We start from the raw sequence: 17,455 nt of genomic DNA on the forward strand, positions 1-17,455 counted from the left end.
AATGTATCAAAAAGCATACGGCATCATTGAAACCTTAGCACCTCTGCATGTTGGAGCTAGTGCGGGAGAAGAAACGGGTAATTTAAACTTGATTTTCCGCGATCAATTTACCCAGACGGGGATTATTCCTGGTAGTTCGATTCGGGGTAGATTTCGGGCAGATATCCGTCGAAATATAATAATTGATAACCCAGAAATTGATGGTAATGGAAAAAGTAAAGAAGAGTTAGAAGCACTCAAAAAAGAACGGGAAATCAAAATAGAAAAAATCAAAAACGAAACGGAAAGAAAATGGTATGGACATGAAGCTACATTAGGAGCCGAAAATGCCACGACAGAAGCTAATGTAAAATTTGAATACGCTTCTTTAGTATGGCTTCCGGTATTTTGTCCCGGTCAACCAATTATATGGGTAACGTGTCCTCGACTGCTCAAACGCTACAAGCTAGTTGCTAATATAAACGCAAAATTACCCAAACCATATACAGCACCAAAAGCTTTACAAAGTCGTCAAGTTGGGACTAATCACCGAGTTCTCTTTTTCAACTTGGGTTTTATCGAAATTGAACATGAAGATAATCTCTCAGCTTGGATACCAACCGGTGCTGATTTAAATGCCGATAATTTGCTAGTAGTTGCTGACAATGATATCGCTATGTTGCACGATATGGGGCTTTATCGTCAAAGTCGAGTGAAGTTAGCTTCGGAGGAAAAGAAGGTAGAAGGAGGAGCATTTTTTAATGTCGAAGCTTTACCGGAAGGAAGTATTTTGGTGTTTCCTATCGCTTTGAAGGAAAAAGGTTGGAAACCTTTTGGTGAAGAAACATCCCAAGAATTATATTTTGGTGGTTTGGAGTCCATTGGATTTGGTCATTGTCGAGTCAGATTAGGAGGAGACTATTAATCATGGGTTGGAAATCTTACGATTTAGATCGGGAAGCGCAAAAATTGGTACTCTCTGCCAAAAAGCGCGATGAAAAGTCTCTCAATCAGTCCTATAAAATGCGAATGTCTGTTGCTTACGGGTTAGAGCGTTTTTGGGGTGAACATCTGCGTTTGCAAGCAAAGGAACCAGAGAAGTCTGCATATTGGAAAGAAACTTGGGACGCATTGGTAGGAATTATGGAACAAGCGGGGGTTTTAATTCCTAATGAACCAGTTAATGCCAATAATGTCAACCAAATTCAAGCAATGTCTGACGAACTATGGAAGTTAAAAATAGACGAACAGCGAGTTTCTTTGGCAGTTTTAACCCAGCTTTGCGACTGTATTGTTTGGTGGACGCAACGTTATAAAGGAAACAATCAATGACTGTAATTCCCGATGCAGCGAAAAAAGTGCCGATGATGTTTCGCGCACAAATTGGAGGACGCTGCCAAATTCAACGACTGGTTCCCGGTGCCCAAGAACAAGATGCTACACGTTGGGCATCCGAGTGGGTAGAAAAGACCTATCCCCAACTTCCCGAACCTGCTACAATTGTGCAAACTCGCATATATAATTTAACTTGGCGATTTATTACCAATAGCGGACAGGATGACGGTGTAATTCGTCCTGTAATTGGTGCTAGGGGCTGGGCATTTTATCCTGGTAGTAGTATGAAAGGTGTATTTCGTCGTGCTTGTACAAATGAACAACGCGATCGCTATTGTGGAAAATCCCTCCCAGATAATGATTTTAAACCCGGTATTTTGCGCTTTCATGGTGGTTATCCTACCAACACTGATTGGACTGAAGATTTGGTGGATATCGTTCATCCCCAGCAAAATTGGCAAGTTAAATCGAATCACAAAGATGGGGGTGCTTTTATTCAGATTTCTCTACATAAACCCGAACTAAAATTTGGTATTTCTAGTAACATCCCTTTAGAAGATTCCGAGTGGGAAATAATCTGGAATATTTGGGAAAAAGCCATTTCTACAGGCATTGGTAGCCGTGTTTGTGCTGGGTACGGACAACCAGAAAAACATACTGGTAATGTCCTTTACCGTACCAGATTAAAAGGTCAAGGGCAAGCAGCGAAGTTGATTGATGGGACGGGAGAGTTTCGAGCAAATATTTTCCGGGCAGCAGTGCGAGGTCATGCGTTGCGGATTTTTGGGGGACTGACTAACGCAGATACGGCAGATAGAATTGTCAATAATCTGTTTGGTGGGATTCAAGGTGAGGCAATCATTGGATTATTAGGAATGAGTTTCCAGGTTCTCAAGGATAATCCCGGAAGCTTTGGTAGAGCAGGTTACATTCAGCCAACTTATAATCTGGAAGGGGAATTAACCTGGTTATTAGCGAAAAAACTACCTAACCCAGAACATGAGGAAGCACTGAAGAAATTGGTTGCAGCTTTAACTAGGTTTGCGATGGTTTTAGGTGGTTTTGGTAAATCTTGGCGAAGGGCAGATCATCGCTTATTCTATGAAGAATACTATGAAAACGAATATAAATCTCTAATTGGTTGTCATTGGCAATGGTTGGGAGAGCGATCGCTCATTACAGACGTGCAAGTACGCAAATTAGACCAAGTGGGTGGATTTATCGATAAAGTACAGCAAACAGCTAGAGACTGGATGCAACTTCAGGGTATCACACCTAATCCCGCTCAAAAAGCACCTTGGCGAGAAGCATGGCACCACGATACAGTTCAGGTATGGGGAAGGGAAGCTAACGAGGCAGAAGACAGCGAAGCGATTTTTTGGTTACATCAACCATATCAAGAGGAGATTCGCGGAGTACAACAAGAAGGTTCGATTTATCGTTCGTCGATTACCGGACAGATGGGACGAATCGGTCGATTATGGCATCGGATGTATCCACTGGTGCGATTAGTGAAAAACCCTCAAGACCCTAATGGTAAACCTATTCCCAGGCAAACTAGACAATATTTAGAACTTTTAACAATTTTCCCCGATGATTCCCAGGAATCACAGCAGTTTGTGGAATTTCTTAATTCTCAACAAACGCGAACCGGAGGTTTTCAACAACTTTGGTAGCTCACCAAAATGCACCAAGCTACTATAAGTCCCTGTCTTATAGCTCAAGTCCTCTTCAAGAGGACTGTTTGAGAATATTTTATGGAGCTAAAATTAGCTGACTTGAAAATACTACTAAGGGTCAATATCGATGCAAATACTCCAATGCCCAATTTTTAAACATCCTCTAAGAAAAATAATAGGATAAAACATTATGCGTCGAGTAATTCTATCTACCATTGGCACCAGTTTACTTACCAATCAAATCAACCGCGCTAACCCGGAGGAAAAGGATTGGTATTCGCATCTGCGTGATACAGCCAATCTCAACGAAAAGGAAACACCGTCAGATGTCAAAGATATTATTTCTACTCTCAAACAAAGAGCAGATGAACAGCTTGGTAATGCCAAAATTTCCCTAATTCGTCGTGCAAGTGCTGAATTAAATGGCATTTATGGTATTTATCAAGAAGATTTGAGTCAAGGAAGAGAAGATTACCATTTCCTCATTGCTACTGATACAGTCCAAGGTAAAACTACGGCTGAAATTGTTGAAGATTTCCTCAGAAAACAAGGTTTAACTAATACCAGCATTTATGCTCCCAATGGACTTTCTACTGTGAGTACAGAAGCTTTTTCTGTGGGGATTGATGCCTTAATTGTTTGGTTGCAAGAAACTATTCCACCGTTGAAGGAAAGTAAATACAAAGTTTGTTTTAATTTGGTGGGTAGTTTCAAAAGTTTACAAGGTTATCTCAACACCATTGGCATGTTTTATGCGGATGAGATAATTTACATTTTTGAAGGGGAAAAATCTGATTTAATCACAATTCCCCGTTTACCAATTTCTGTGGATTCTTCCTTAATTAAACCCTATACCATGCAACTAGCTTTATTAAATGCTGGTGCGGGACTTTCTCCCCAGGAAACGGCAGGAATTCCCGAAACGATGTTAGGAGAAGCTTATGGGAAAATGACCCTTTCAACCTGGGGACAGTTAATTTGGAATCAGTGTAAAGATGATTTACTTTGCGGTGATTTAATTCCTTTCTCTAGATTAGAATATCAAGATACTTTTAGGGCTGACTACAATAGAGTTAAAGAAAAGCATAAACGAGTCAAATTACAAGAAACTTTAGCCACGGTTACACGTTTATTGGATGAGTCTAATGGTGATACTGCTATTCTGAGGCAACATGGAGGAATACAGTATGACAGATATGTGAATAAGGGAAATATTGACCATTTTCGGGTAACTCAAGATACGCGAGTAAGTAATACTATTTCTCAGGGTAAATTGATTTTACGTCGCTATGGTTTGGAGCCGGAAGTAAATAATAATCCTTAGTAATTATTAGATTTTTACTTTGACTAATTTTTTCTCCCTAATTCTAATATCCCCGACTTTTTGAAAAAGTCGGGGATATGTTGTGTTTCCAACTAATCCGACTTAACGCAGTCGGCTCGAGACGAATGTCGCCTGGAGTCTGCAAAAACACACCTGGGTGTTTCCAACTAATCCGACTTAACGCAGTCGGCGCGAGCAGAAATTGCGAAAAATCTCTTCCAAGCGCAACGTGTTTCCAACTAATCCGACTTAACGCAGTCGGCGCGAGTTGAAGAAGAAGATTCGCTTTACAGATGTGAACAGTGTTTCCAACTAATCCGACTTAACGCAGTCGGCGCGAGAGTTTTGAGGAAGCTTCTGCAAACCTGGATGAATTGGTTTCCAACTAATCCGACTTAACGCAGTCGGCGCGAGCTGACGGCGATTTGATTTATTTTATATCGGCAGAAGAGTTTCCAACTAATCCGACTTAACGCAGTCGGCGCGAGCTTCAAAAGAAAGTATATAGAGTTGTTGATAGATTGTTTCCAACTAATCCGACTTAACGCAGTCGGCGCGAGCAAGCGATCGCATCAGGAACAAGAATATCTGGAATAGGTTTCCAACTAATCCGACTTAACGCAGTCGGCGCGAGAGTTGGACAACCTATTGAAGAAACTCAGTCTCAATGTTTCCAACTAATCCGACTTAACGCAGTCGGCGCGAGTCCCTTTGAAGCGGCAAATCGGGTTTTTATTGAATGTTTCCAACTAATCCGACTTAACGCAGTCGGCGCGAGACATCCCTAAGTTAACAGGACTAACTAAACATCTATGTTTCCAACTAATCCGACTTAACGCAGTCGGCGCGAGTCCGTCCCCTGAAACCCTTGCAGAGCAAGTACTCCAGAACAGATTTTGGCAGACCTCAAAAACAGGTCGATTTCAGCCGCGCTTATTGACATAAATTACTATTTACCTCCAACATTCAACGGCTGTAACCATTTCCCTGTCTAGATTCTGGCGATTTTGGCAGAACCCCCCAGCTTTTAGCCCCCGCTTCGCTCTGCCAAACATCAAGCTGATAACAAAATATTACTGCGATCGCTTGTCTTTGTCGATGTTTTTATGGTTTTTCCCTAAATAATTATTACCATTGGAGGCGATCGCATCTGCACATTGTAGTCCCATTTTACAATAACTGAATGCTAGAAATCGCTTTCACATTCACCGACGCTGCTATGCCGACATAATAAGTACTTCATGCATAAAATCGCGCTTTTGAATAGAGCAAGGATAAATTTTAATACAAAGATTACAGCCTCACGGCTGGGAGAGGGAGAGGTTTTTCCTATCTTCCATTTATGCAACAACTCGAACTTTGGGACTTGCTTTCCTCTGTAGAAAACAGCTCTCAGGAAATAAAGCCGCTGCTGTTCCCCAATCCCCGCAAAGCCGAAAAACTACGCGAATTGGCTGACGGCATGACCGAGGCAATAACAGCAAAGAAACATCCGCCCATCGCCTCTCTCCCCTCCACCCGTCGCCGCGCCCGAATTGCCGACTCGCTCTATCAAGAAGGCTTGAGACTGGAGCAAATTCAATTCCTGCTTTATGCGCTTGCCAACAGTGCAGAACTTGGGAACCTGCCCCGCATCCTGGAAGGAATCACCGCCAAAACCCAACTGGAAGTCCTAGCATCCATGAGCAAGGACAGTTGGAGCGACAAGGATATAGAAGACGTATTCGCCTCGGACGGTTGCTACAAGGAGTGGGTAAAAAAGCTGAAAAGTGCTGGCATCCGCACACCCCAACAGTGTAAATGTGCGATCGCTGCTCTCAAAGAGTTGGGTGCAGAACGTCCCAAAAGTACTGAGGAAACTGAAGCATCAGAAATCAGCCAACTTAAGCGAGAAGCTGTGTGGCAGAAAATACCTGATTATTTTCCCACACCGCAGCATCTGTTGGAGCGAATGATGCAACTTGCTGAACTCGAACCGGGAATGCGCGTGCTAGAACCAAGCGCCGGTTCCGGGTCGATTTGCTTGTCAGTCAGGGCAGCAGGCATTGAACCCCATTGCTTCGAGGTGTCGCCTACCCTGCGAGAAATCCTCACTCGCCAAGGATTTAACTTAATTGGTGTGGACTTTATCGAAGTAACTCCAAAACCAATATATCACCGCATTATTATGAACCCACCATTTAGTCTTGGCAACGATATTTATCACATCCAGCAAGCGTTTAAATGGTTAGTCCCCTCAGGACGACTAGTGAGCATTGTTAGCAACTCCTACACCTTCGGATCAAAGCAAAAACATCAACACTTCCGCTCTTGGTTGCGTTGTCTAGGAGCAACCGAGTTTGACAACCCAGCAGGCTCTTTCCTCCAATCAGATCGGCGGACAAACGTAAACACAAAAATGCTTGTGATTGATAAACCTACTCACGAATGAGGAAACCATTGCAAGCAAGAGTAATGGTAACACTCCAAACACAACATCAACCTGAAAACCGCTCACGCGCTATTGGGGGTGATGTTTGAGGAAATCCCATCGTGAGAAATACCACATTAACCCCGCTCCAAAAAGCTGAACTATCAAACTGGTTCGACCTGCTGGAACAACAATGGCTTACTGCCATCCAGCAGGCTGAATCAGCCGAAGCTATTGCCCTAGCCGAGGCTGAGGCTGCTTGGGAGCAAGAACGTCAGTATTATCACGATATCCACCTGTATTCTGACCGCTGCTAAACCATCAACAAAACTGTTGCAACCAAAACGCCCCAATTGCTATGGAACCCTACCTATTAAGGATACCAATGACAACAACCACTGACATCAACCATGCCAGCCTTGCAGTGCTATCAATCACCAGCGCCCAATTGTGGTCAGCGATTGACAATTGTGAGGGCGAATTAGAGTTACAACAGTTGCTGCATGACCAACTTAACGTGCAGCAAGCAATAGAGGCAAAAGTAGACGCGATCGCCTACGTCGCTGACCAGTTAAAGCTAGACCTGGAAAGCTGGGAAGCACGGCTAGAAAAGATTGTAGAACTACATGGAGCAGTTATCCAACGGCGTCGCAACCAGATAGCCCAAATAAAGGGGTATCTCCTGAAGTTGCACACTTCGGGAGTGCTAAGTGAGCAGGTAGCTGGAGTCGAGCGCCGTATTGACTTTCAAAACAATCCGCCCTCAGTTGTGCTGCTGGTTGAACCTGACAAACTGCCAACGGAATATCAGGAAGTCAAAGTCAATGCCAAGTCTAAGGATATTTTAGCAGCACACAAACGCGGCGAGGACGTGAGTGCGATCGCCGAAATAGTCACCGCAAAGCACGTCCGCTTTCGACACATGAAACAGTCTAAGTCACCACGGAGTAAAAAATGAACATCAGCAAAAGCACAACTATCACAATCACACCTAGCAGCTATCTGAGTTGTTTCACCAATGAAAACTTGGGAACAGCAACTCTATATCTAAATGGTTCTAGCGAATCAATCGCCATCCAATTCAACCCAGATAATCTGCCAGTGCTGGAAACGCTAATATCAGAGCTACGAAAGCTAGAAATACAGTCCCAGCAATTGAAACTGAAAGACTTGCAGCATCAAATCTCTCAGCTTGATCTGTCGCTTAACAGTAATGTTAACGGTAACTGTAAAGCAATTGTATCTGCGGGCGAGTCTTTCTAGCAATCACCATTAGAACCATAATGCGCCCAAGAAGAAGCCTGAGCGCGTTATAGTTCCAAGACTTAATTATCACCTGACCTTCGCGCTCACGCGCCGTCCCGGGTGATGTTTTTTACACGAATACATGGCGACAACAATTGAATTTAATGGGTCTGCGTTTCCGTCCCTCATTTTAAGAGACGACTTGACACAAACGTGGAACAACATCGGGCTGGATTCATTGCCACCTGCCGAATCAGAACCATTACTCAAGTTTCTGGAACTTATTGAATACGAGAAACTTGAGAATTTCAACCAAGATAGCGTCCTATTAGTCAAAGCTTCTGGTTGTGTGATGCAGGCAGTGTATGCCGCTGCCATTTTCCGGGATGGTGAAAGCATAGTTTTGAAGCTGGGAGATAATCAATTCCCCATTACTCAAAAGAGCGACTTGCTGCACTGCGGAAAGCTCAAAGGTAAGGTAGTTGTCACCGAGGAAGAAGACCTCACCGGCAATAAGTACCCCAAAGCTACCTGCTCGTTTGTGTCCAAAAACCGAGATGTGTTCCGGGTTCCTATCCAGCTGGCTAGCCGCGATTTGAATCTTACCGTGGCAGACGTAGAAGCCACAGTCATCAACGAAGAACCTATCCTGCCTCTGTTGCGGCAAGTCCCTGGTAACTCCTTCAAAATGCACGAGCTTGGCATTGGAGAGTACCAACTTCATTCTTACATCTCATCCTCTGATGGAGAATACGGGACGGTGTACAAATTGCATCTTCTGGATGGACGAACTGTGCTGTCGCGGGGCAATGTCACCATCTTATTGGAATCTGGCTGGCGACCAAATCCTGAAAAGCCACTGATGCTCGTCATCAGCAGGATTGAGAAGCTGGCTGAAAACAAGTTCACCGTGGACTGTGCATTGCGGGAGCGGTTGCCAATGTTAGGAGCTTCGACGCGCCCAGTAGTCACAGTAGACGCGCATTCCCGAACTGTGCCTGAGCCAGAACTCGTGACTGTAGGGGTAAACAACTCTTTAGAAGACGAGATTCCCTACTAACACTTCTTTTCAGTAATTTCACCCATCATAATATAGCCTACTGGTATTTAACCAGTGGGTTTTTCTCTTTTTCTCAAGCTCACGCTTGCACGGTGATGAAGTTTCATTTATGACTCCGTGTATCCCGAATATTTTGAAGAATTCCATTATGTTGTGCAAGACCGAGAACCAGTTGAACGTGAAATTCCACCTCTTGAAGAAAGGCTAAAAGACCAAAACCTCTGGCAAAGCAGCGATTGGTGCTGCTATGACCGGGGAAAACGTCATGGGGACTTTGGCATTCCCCAACAATGTCAAAATCCTTTCTACCTTTTGGGCTATGCCAAAGGATACGAGAAATATAGGTAACACTAATAGTTTAACCAGCCCTTACTTGTAGCAGGGCTGTTTCATTCCACAAGGGCAAGAAGTTTGTCAATATCATTAGAGATAAATCTTTGAGCAGTTGTGATGGAAGCATGACCATTTCGGCGGAGTATATTGAGTGCGATCGTTCGCATCACCGACAGATTCGCAGGAGCATTACCCATACGTATGGTGGAATGGTCTTCATCAAAAATGACATCCTTTACCCAATGAAGACGATTCTCAATCCCCCAATGTCCGCGAATACATGAGGGCAAAATCAGTTGCTGAACGAACTAGACTACTAATGTAGTAAGCAACTTGGTGATATGGACATGCTGGCACGAGTACCGATTCTTTCAACCTTAATTAAGGACTCCAACCCAGTCCATTCTGGACTGATGCCAGTTAAATCATGAAAAACTTCTATAGTACGTGTTGTAACTCGGTTTCGAGTTTTTTCGGTTGTGATGTACCGACTTGTGGGCTTGGAATTCTCCGTATTGTGTCGAATTTGATGATACAAGTTTTTTTGATTTGCCTTGACTGCGATCGCATAGTCATTGCCACTATCAATAATTAGCTTGCAGGTTTTTTTTGGCAATGTAGAGCATCTAAACTGAAAACAACACCCTCAATATCTAATAGCGTAATTAAATTTTTAACTGTGCTAATTTCACTACCTTGCTTGTTCTCCAATTTGCTCAGACTTAGGACTAGCCCTCTTTTTGCAGTAAATACGGATAAGATACTTACAAAGTTTTGATACTCGTTTTCGTAGTCTTGTACAGTTCCTTTGATACTTTTACCATCAATTCCAAACCACTCAGATGTATCCACATGAACGTAGTTTTGCGCCCACTGATTAAATATTTTGGCAAGAATATCAAAGTCTACTCCTATTAATATGCGACGGATTGTCGAGTAGGAAGGCACGCCATGTTTTTCAATTCTGAATTTATCAATTCCCTACACGACGATGACGTTTTACAAAGTCTCCCCATGCACGATATCCTACGTACCCGCTCATTGTTCCCATAATCACAAACAGCAATACCATCCACAGTTGATGTCTTTGCCCATCTTTGACTCGAAAATCTTTTACTTGCCGTAGTTGTTCAATCAGATTTGCACCCATTGTTTTCATCCCCTCGACGCTTGTTATTTTACATCTTTTAGGGAATGAAACAGCCCTGCTTACTTGTAGGGGCTGGTTAATTTTTTGCAACTGGCACTGTCGTTTACCAAATTATTTAACCAGTTCCCAAATACGACCGCGCTATGAACTAAGCCGTTAGACCTTCGTTACCCTCAACCTCCGCATAAAATTTGGCGACGAATATCTCGTCCTGCGTCAGAATAGTAAGTAGTAACTCATACGATAAAGTCTTTGATCATGTTTGCTCAACGGGACACTGGCTGGGATTTAGCAGTTTACGACAAAGACGGTCAACTGGTGCTTGTCGTTCAAGTCAAGGGTAAACTCAATGCCTCGGCACAGTGGGCTTCCCAACTGCGAAGCAATATCCTCGCGCACGGCATCTACCCAAAAGCCCCTTACTTCCTCATGGTCTTTCCTGACAAGTTTTATCTATGGACTAATGAAGATGCACAACTTGACATTAGCGAACCAACTTATGCTCTTGATGGGCGTCCTATTCTGAAGCCTTATCTTGATAAAGCTGGAATAACGCAAGGGCAAAAAATAAGTAGTCAGAGCCTTGTACTAATAGTAGCATCTTGGCTATCGAAAATTATTTATTCTGAGATGCCTCTTGATGAAACGGATGAACCAGAGCGATGGCTGGTTGACTCAGGTCTTTATGCTGCTATCGCTGGAGGCAGTTTCGGTCACGAGGCTGTTGCGTGAACGTTTACGTTGAAACCAACTTTGTTTTGGAACTCGTTTTTCAGCAAGAGCAGCTTGTCAGTTGTGAGCAAATTCTGCAACTAAGTGAAGCTGGACGTATTAAGCTGGCTATACCAGCGTACAGTCTAGCTGAACCACACGAGAAATTGAGTCGTCAAGCTTCATAGTCGTAGAGAGATCCAGCAAGTACTCGACACTGAGTTACGGCAGCTTGCACGCACTGCATCTTACACAACTCGCATCAATAGCATTCAAGATATTGCAAATCTGTTGGTTCAGAGCAACAAGGATGAAAGTCAACGCTTTGTGCAGTATAGAGCTCGACTTTTTAAGAATATGGAAATAATTCCACTAACTGCTGATATTCTTACTGAAGCAGCAATATATGAAGATCCTTACGATTTGAAACCACAAGATGCTCTTGTTTATGCATCAGTCATTTCCCATCTTCATCAGGATCAACCAACAGTTGCGTGTTTCCTCAATCGGAACTCGAGAGATTTTGATAGTCCTGATATTGTGAATGAACTGAGCAAATTTAATTGCAGGATGATACCGCGATTTGATCACGGTTATGACTTCATCCAATCACAACTGTTGTCTTAAGTATAAAGGACTGTTGATTTGCCAAGTGGACATCAATCACGTCAAACATATCTTAAAACTCCTCTCCTTCACCAATCTCCACATCAGGAATACCGTTTCTAATCAATTCAACAATTGTTGGGTCTTTTTCATCATCTTCGTCTTGCACTGGGTCATAAAAGTCATCAGCCTCCATATACCCCTCACTCATGAGTTCTTCAGGCATCAAACCGCGCATAGACTGCTCGCGAGTCAATAGTGGTAGTTTTTGGTTACTCATGGGTTTGCAACACTCGGCAATCTTATTCTAACTTATGTCAAGAATAAAACAATTTTTTTAATTTACCTACAAAGGCAGATATCAATAGCAAATTATGTAATCCAATCTGGATATAAATATGTTCACACTTTTAGATAAACGATGACTCTAACCCTCAAACACTTTGATACAAAGCTAAAGCTTGATACTGGGGTAGAAGAGAAGATAGAAAATTCCTTGGCAGAATACTTGTATCCCGATGTCGAATTTGCCATCGGCACAGTTTACCCAGGTTCTACAACAGCCCAAGACTTGGAGGAACATGAGGGCAAGACGCTACAGTTCGCCGCTGGGGAACGAATGTATTTTGCCAGTGACGATAAAGTACGCGATAGCATTTACCCAAATGCTTCAGACGGAGCAGCTTACGGCTCACTGCTGTTTACTCCTTGTCGGGACTTCAAGGAACTTAAAAACCTACGCCTGATAGTAATAGACGATGCAACTGGAGAAAACGGAGGCTTTCTGCCACTGGATGTAGCAAAAAACCTAGTAGGTGACTGTTACGGCAAAATCAGCCTGGACTTGGCAGAAGAACTCACAGGTAGCAGCAACACTCCATTCCAGTTTCGACTAGGCATCAAGGAACAAGAGAAAAACCCTGTAGCCCGGATTGCTAAAGGAACATTAGCTCCCTTTCGGCTAGAGCAAGTAGGAGAAGCGTTAATTAGAGATAACGGCAAAACTGGTTACGACATGGTGTTAGCAACATCTTCCTTCAAAGGTAGGAAAGGGGAAGATGCTATTACACCGGGTGAATATAACTTAACAGTCGGCTTAGGAATCAAAACTTTGGCTGAGTATGGGAAACATAGCCTTGGCACACAAATACTGGTCAATTACCCTCGTGCAGTAGAAGCCGATATGCTACCGAGGCTAGAATTGGATGCGATGATTTTAGCAAACATCCAATCAGATCCTCGCAAAATTGCTCAACATTACGTTGAAACTTATTCACTTCGCAAAGCATTTGTCAATGGAGAAGGAAAGTCCAAAATTTTAGACTTTGAAGGCGATTTAGCCGAAGAAGTTGAATCAGTTTTCAGCAACTTGGGGGAAAGCGGTGAACTTAATCCAGAACAACAGCAACAACAAGACCAATTAATTTATCGCTTGATTAAAGCAGATTTAGAGGGTCACTTCCAGATATTAGAACACCCTAAAATTATTGCCGAACTGCAAGAATTTGTTCGTGCTTCCTGGGTGGATATTGCTACTGGTCGGGCTATCAAATTCAATTCTGGACTAGCTCAACCGAGTTTGAAGCTGGCTGAGAATGAAATCTGCGTTCCTTATATTCCCGAAGGAGAAGAAATCATTGTCACTCGCTCTCCCTTGGTCAACTCTAATGGGGTAATTGTACTTACTAATCGACACCTGCCCGAAGTTATGAAGCTTTCTGGGACAGTACATATTAATCCTAAAACCGCTGCTGATAACTTGCAAGCTGATTTCGACGGCGATCGCTTGGCATTTGCTCATAAGCGTGATTTTCCTACTCTAGCTGCTGAAGTCAAGGAATACAATCTGCCAGCCAACCGCTATCCTGATGTGGTCAAAAAAGCAAAAGTCCCCTATCAAGGCACTTTTGCAGAAATCGCCGTCAGTGCTATGGAAAATAAAATTGGACTTATTGCCAACGAAATTCAAAAAAACGTAGCGTTGCAATGGGAAACCCAGCTAATGCCCAAAGAAGAAGAATACGGGTATCTTAGACGCATATCTGCTCATTTAAGTAATATCGGAGCTAAACATAAAAACGGCGAAATTAATATCCCAGAAGAAATTTTAAAACAAATAACTCCTATTACTAAATTACCAGCTAGTCTCACTACTGAACAAATAAAACAAGGATTGAGCGAGGTAAGAAATTTATTGCGTTCACTTGTAGGAGAACTTTCAAACGAGCTACAAGTAGCCGTAGATGGTCCTAAAAGCGCACTTCGTCCTGATGAATCCATCCTCAAATACTGCCAGGAGATATGCAATTACACCTCTGTTGTCTGGTTAACTGATAAGAAAAACCCAGAGGCTTTTTTGAATCGGGGAATGAAAAGCACGAACCATAGTCCTATTGACTTGATGGTAAAACAGACTAATCAGCACTTTGAAGAAAATCAACTCATTGCCCGACAACTAGAGCAATTTAGAGCTTTATATCCTGGGGTTGAGTTTACCCAGGAACATAAAGACCAGGCTACCACTATTAAAAATACCTATAACGGCTTGATTAAAGAAGCCATCAGACTAGAAGAAAAAAGAAAATTAGAGCCAGGTCCAAGTCTAATAATTACATCTGCAACAAGTGGGCGACAAATCGAAGTTACTAATTTAATCAAATTTGATACGTCCCAAAATCCTAACTTATGGAAAGCTACAGAACTAAGCATTAGGTTAGAAGACCGTAAAGCCACCAAAGATATGCCTCAAACACTGGCTGCCAATGTTACATTCAAAGACCCTAAGACGGTGGAAAAAACAAGTCAAAGTATTGGCACTGTGTCTGTTGCCTCCGTTCGTGAACATAATCTCAAGGCAGGCATGACAATCAAACAAGGAAAAGTCTCCTTCCAGCCTGGAGTCAGCAAGAGTATCGTAGAAGCTGCCTTCTCAAAAGCCAGTGAATACCTGGAAACGGTAAGAAACTCTACATCTGAATCCGAAAAACTTCCACTTGCAGCAGCTCTCCACAATATTACCCACACTGAAGAAAGTCATTTGTACCAGGGGCGTAAGAAAGCCAGTGTAGCGTTTGCTGCTTTCCCCGACCAAATTATCGGACAACTGAAGGAATTACAATTCACCAATCTTTCTGTAGTTGGCACACACCAACCCAGCAGCCAACACAATGGACGCAACTGGCACGGTGAGAAAGTCCCCATCAAAATTGAACTGGATGCTGACCCCCGCGACCCCAATATTTCCCAACGTTGGGTGATAGCAGAAGGCAAGAAACTGGCTATGTTTAATAGTGAATCACCCCAACTGCCCACTGGCACAGAAGCTGTGGCAACAATCACTTCTCCCCCCAGTGCCTCAGTCATTATCACTTCCAGCAAAGGCAATCAGTTAAAGGTAGGGCAGATTAAAAAGTATGCTTTTGGCGATCGCTCGTTTCAAGGTGAATCATACACCATCTCCATTGAGTTAAAATCCAACTCTGACCATCGTAAACCGCCTACGCCGCTTGCCCTAGTTAATGGCAAAGCCTTGGGGGTCATTGATAAAGATTCGTTTGCAGTACTGAGTGAAAAGGTGCAAGCCGCTAATCAATCGATAGAAAGCTTGAAATTTAATGCCACCATTCAATCTGCCCCGGCAACAACCGCCCATCTAATTATTGACCCAGCTACTGTCAGGTATCCCGAAGAGTGGACAAATAAAGATGCTCCCCAAGAGAGGGAAATTATTAAAACTGAACTCGACAACAAAGCTCAAGGTGTCAACACTAACACTCATACGACGCAAGAAAGTGAAATCATTAAAACTGAACCCTTAATTGATACCACACCAGCGCCTAATGAACGCACAGAACCTAACCCTACTCCCACTATAATCCGTGAAAAATGGGAGCAAAATTTAATCAACGCCAGCCTCAAAGCGATTCGCGCTTTGCCCCATAATCAAAATGCCATTATTCAAACGGCGACCGTCGGCAGCAAACACACTGCTATTTATTCAACATCAAACAATACATTGCAAATCATTAACGATCAACAGCAAGTAGTTTACCAAGCTACAAGGGATCAAAGAGCCACAATTAACCACCTTACAGAAAAGCAAAAATCTTATTGGCAATCTACCACAGGTAAAAACCAACACTCTCAATCTGAACGCTAACAAAACGCCAATTTTAATTGCTATGTCGGTTTGACCTCGTAACTAAAGGGTTCGCGCCTTTTTTGATATTTTATGCATTTAGGCAATAATACGTGCGTTGCGGTAGATAGTATTATTTGAGGTTATATAACAGCCTGACTGTGAGGATAGACAATTCAAAATTCGTCTAGAAAAGTTTGCTACGCAGGGAAACCCTTCTTACAACTTTTCGCAAAATCCAAAATCTAAAATTGGTAAGCTAAAACACAACAAGGTTTGCATATTTACTCCTTAAGGTGGAGAGTCAATAGTTCTTCTGGACTCACCGAATGCGTGACTTTTGACTGCCTTAAAGCTCAACCCGGTGCAATTTGTATTTGCGTAACAGCTTAAAACCTCTTCTAGACGCTCCTTATAAACTTTCAGGTAGGTTCATTTGAAACTTTAATAATCAGTTTTCCCTTCTTGTTCCCGTCGAAAAGTTTTAGGATCGCCTTGGGTGCATTTTCCAAGCCTTCGACAATCTCAAGAGCATATTTAATTTTCCCCTGGTTGAGCCACTGTCCAATCTCCGTTATCGCTTCATGAAATCGCGGTATATAATCCAAGATAATAAATCCCTGGACGAAAGCGCGTTTCATGAGAATTTGGCTGTAATTATATGGACCTGGAACAGGCTCCGAAGCATTATAAGTTGAAATTAAACCGCATAAAGGAATCCGTGCGTGTAAATTAATTTTGGTTAGGACGGTATCAAGGATTATTCCGCCAACATTATCAAAATACACATCAATTCCATCGGGACAAGCTTGAGCTAACGCTTTTTCTAAGTCAGCGTTTTTATAGTTAATTGCTGCATCAAAGCCAAGTTCTTCTGTAAGCCAACGGCATTTTTCATCACTGCCAGTTATACCAACTACACGACAACCCTTAATCTTGGCAATTTGTCCAACAATGGAACCAACTGCTCCTGCTGCGGCTGAAACGACCACAGTTTCTCCAACTTTTGGCTGTCCTATATCCAATAGCCCAAAATAAGCTGTGCAACCAGTAGCTCCTAATGGTCCAGTAAATGCGGTGAGCGGACAAGGCAGAGGATTGGGTAATCGCGTTATCTGATAGCCGCTGTCTCCAAAGGCTATCGCGTAATCTTGCCAGCCTAGCATACCCGAAACCAAATCCCCTTGTTTAAATTTGGGATTTTTTGACTCTTCAACTACACCTATAATACCGCCGCGCATAACTTCTCCAAGTTTAACAGGAGGCATATACTGCTCCACGTCGCTCATCCAAATGCGATTTGTCGGGTCTAGTGACAGATATATAGCACGTACCAGCACCTCACCTTCTTTTGGGCTGGGGATTGGCTCTTCTCGGTACTCAAAATCACTTTCTTTAATGTCGCCCACAGGACGAGCTGCCAATCGAAATTGTCGATTTATCGCTTTAGTCATAAGTTTTTTGTTGATAATATGCGGTGGTTCA

The 17,455-nt window shown here is 42.9% G+C and carries 19 protein-coding genes and 1 CRISPR repeat array; of the genes, 13 read left to right on the forward strand and 6 right to left on the reverse strand.

Annotation, left to right across the window (positions count from 1 at the left end; genetic code table 11):
• Position 1 precedes the first annotated feature (1 nt).
• The 10 genes from TOL9009_RS0101895 (at position 2) to TOL9009_RS0101940 (ending at position 9,380) form a co-directional block, all read left to right on the forward strand.
• Positions 2-904: an RAMP superfamily CRISPR-associated protein gene (locus tag TOL9009_RS0101895; RefSeq protein ID WP_029630792.1), complete on the forward strand. Its 903-nt coding sequence runs from the start codon at positions 2-4 to the stop codon at positions 902-904.
• Between the two features lie 2 nt (positions 905-906).
• The gene (locus TOL9009_RS0101900) at positions 907-1,311 is read left to right on the forward strand and encodes a hypothetical protein (protein WP_029630794.1); all 405 of its coding nucleotides are present in this window, start codon (positions 907-909) and stop codon (positions 1,309-1,311) included.
• On the forward strand, positions 1,308-2,990 hold the full coding sequence (locus TOL9009_RS0101905; protein WP_029630796.1) for a hypothetical protein: 1,683 nt from the start codon (positions 1,308-1,310) through the stop codon (positions 2,988-2,990). Before TOL9009_RS0101900 ends, TOL9009_RS0101905 begins: the two co-directional genes overlap by 4 nt.
• A gap of 193 nt (positions 2,991-3,183) precedes the next feature.
• On the forward strand, positions 3,184-4,317 hold the full coding sequence (locus TOL9009_RS0101910) for a CRISPR-associated protein (RefSeq protein ID WP_029630797.1): 1,134 nt from the start codon (positions 3,184-3,186) through the stop codon (positions 4,315-4,317).
• A gap of 84 nt (positions 4,318-4,401) precedes the next feature.
• A CRISPR array of direct repeats spans positions 4,402-5,168; the repeat unit is 37 nt; unit sequence GTTTCCAACTAATCCGACTTAACGCAGTCGGCGCGAG.
• A 491-nt stretch (positions 5,169-5,659) separates the two neighbouring features.
• Positions 5,660-6,748, forward strand: a complete 1,089-nt coding sequence (locus tag TOL9009_RS0101915; RefSeq protein ID WP_029630799.1) for a hypothetical protein — start codon at positions 5,660-5,662, stop codon at positions 6,746-6,748.
• A 101-nt stretch (positions 6,749-6,849) separates the two neighbouring features.
• On the forward strand, positions 6,850-7,044 hold the full coding sequence (locus tag TOL9009_RS0101920; protein ID WP_029630801.1) for a hypothetical protein: 195 nt from the start codon (positions 6,850-6,852) through the stop codon (positions 7,042-7,044).
• Positions 7,045-7,112: 68 nt separating this feature from the next.
• Entirely contained in the window at positions 7,113-7,685 is a 573-nt protein-coding gene (locus tag TOL9009_RS0101925) for a siphovirus Gp157 family protein (RefSeq protein ID WP_038295736.1), read from the forward strand.
• On the forward strand, positions 7,682-7,990 hold the full coding sequence (locus tag TOL9009_RS0101930; protein WP_029630805.1) for a hypothetical protein: 309 nt from the start codon (positions 7,682-7,684) through the stop codon (positions 7,988-7,990). The genes TOL9009_RS0101925 and TOL9009_RS0101930 overlap by 4 nt, the downstream gene beginning before the upstream one ends.
• A 184-nt stretch (positions 7,991-8,174) precedes the next feature.
• Positions 8,175-9,032, forward strand: a complete 858-nt coding sequence (locus TOL9009_RS0101935) for a hypothetical protein (protein WP_144238114.1) — start codon at positions 8,175-8,177, stop codon at positions 9,030-9,032.
• A 153-nt stretch (positions 9,033-9,185) separates the two neighbouring features.
• The gene (locus TOL9009_RS0101940) at positions 9,186-9,380 is read left to right on the forward strand and encodes a hypothetical protein (RefSeq protein ID WP_190909780.1); all 195 of its coding nucleotides are present in this window, start codon (positions 9,186-9,188) and stop codon (positions 9,378-9,380) included.
• 41 nt (positions 9,381-9,421) lie between these two features.
• Here TOL9009_RS0101940 and TOL9009_RS44990 read toward each other — a convergent pair whose 3' ends face one another.
• Genes TOL9009_RS44990 through TOL9009_RS44250 form a run of 4 tightly spaced genes read right to left on the reverse strand, consistent with a single transcriptional unit; the run spans position 9,422 to position 10,515 of the window.
• A complete protein-coding gene (locus tag TOL9009_RS44990; RefSeq protein WP_186227452.1) occupies positions 9,422-9,655 on the reverse strand; it encodes a transposase in 234 nt (77 codons plus the stop codon).
• Between the two features lie 26 nt (positions 9,656-9,681).
• Positions 9,682-9,981: a hypothetical protein gene (locus TOL9009_RS44240; RefSeq protein WP_084763061.1), complete on the reverse strand. Its 300-nt coding sequence runs from the start codon at positions 9,979-9,981 to the stop codon at positions 9,682-9,684.
• Positions 9,957-10,313 (reverse strand): ISAs1 family transposase, encoded by a 357-nt coding sequence (locus TOL9009_RS44245; RefSeq protein WP_084763063.1) that lies wholly within the window; start codon positions 10,311-10,313, stop codon positions 9,957-9,959. The genes TOL9009_RS44240 and TOL9009_RS44245 overlap by 25 nt, the downstream gene beginning before the upstream one ends.
• 25 nt (positions 10,314-10,338) lie before the next feature.
• Positions 10,339-10,515 carry a transposase family protein gene (locus TOL9009_RS44250; RefSeq protein ID WP_186227453.1) on the reverse strand — a complete coding sequence of 59 codons (177 nt, stop codon included), beginning with the start codon at positions 10,513-10,515 and terminating at the stop codon, positions 10,339-10,341.
• Positions 10,516-10,773: 258 nt separating this feature from the next.
• Here TOL9009_RS44250 and TOL9009_RS0101950 point away from each other — a divergent pair, with 258 nt between their 5' ends.
• Both TOL9009_RS0101950 and TOL9009_RS48320 read left to right on the forward strand, forming a co-directional pair.
• A complete protein-coding gene (locus tag TOL9009_RS0101950; RefSeq protein ID WP_029630811.1) occupies positions 10,774-11,247 on the forward strand; it encodes a hypothetical protein in 474 nt (157 codons plus the stop codon).
• Positions 11,244-11,414: a hypothetical protein gene (locus TOL9009_RS48320; protein WP_199341398.1), complete on the forward strand. Its 171-nt coding sequence runs from the start codon at positions 11,244-11,246 to the stop codon at positions 11,412-11,414. The genes TOL9009_RS0101950 and TOL9009_RS48320 overlap by 4 nt, the downstream gene beginning before the upstream one ends.
• Before the next feature lie 491 nt (positions 11,415-11,905).
• On the opposite strand, the gene TOL9009_RS37515 is transcribed toward TOL9009_RS48320, so the two are convergent.
• On the reverse strand, positions 11,906-12,112 hold the full coding sequence (locus TOL9009_RS37515; RefSeq protein WP_038295739.1) for a hypothetical protein: 207 nt from the start codon (positions 12,110-12,112) through the stop codon (positions 11,906-11,908).
• 141 nt (positions 12,113-12,253) lie between these two features.
• Between TOL9009_RS37515 and TOL9009_RS37520 the strand changes: the two genes are divergently transcribed.
• Entirely contained in the window at positions 12,254-15,991 is a 3,738-nt protein-coding gene (locus TOL9009_RS37520) for a hypothetical protein (RefSeq protein WP_051502743.1), read from the forward strand.
• 401 nt (positions 15,992-16,392) lie between these two features.
• Here TOL9009_RS37520 and TOL9009_RS0101970 read toward each other — a convergent pair whose 3' ends face one another.
• Positions 16,393-17,424, reverse strand: a complete 1,032-nt coding sequence (locus tag TOL9009_RS0101970; RefSeq protein WP_029630813.1) for an NADP-dependent oxidoreductase — start codon at positions 17,422-17,424, stop codon at positions 16,393-16,395.
• Between the last annotated feature and the right edge of the window lie 31 nt (positions 17,425-17,455).

Origin of the sequence: [Scytonema hofmanni] UTEX 2349 (assembly GCF_000582685.1) — a bacterium.
GTDB lineage: Bacteria > Cyanobacteriota > Cyanobacteriia > Cyanobacteriales > Nostocaceae > Hassallia > Hassallia hofmanni.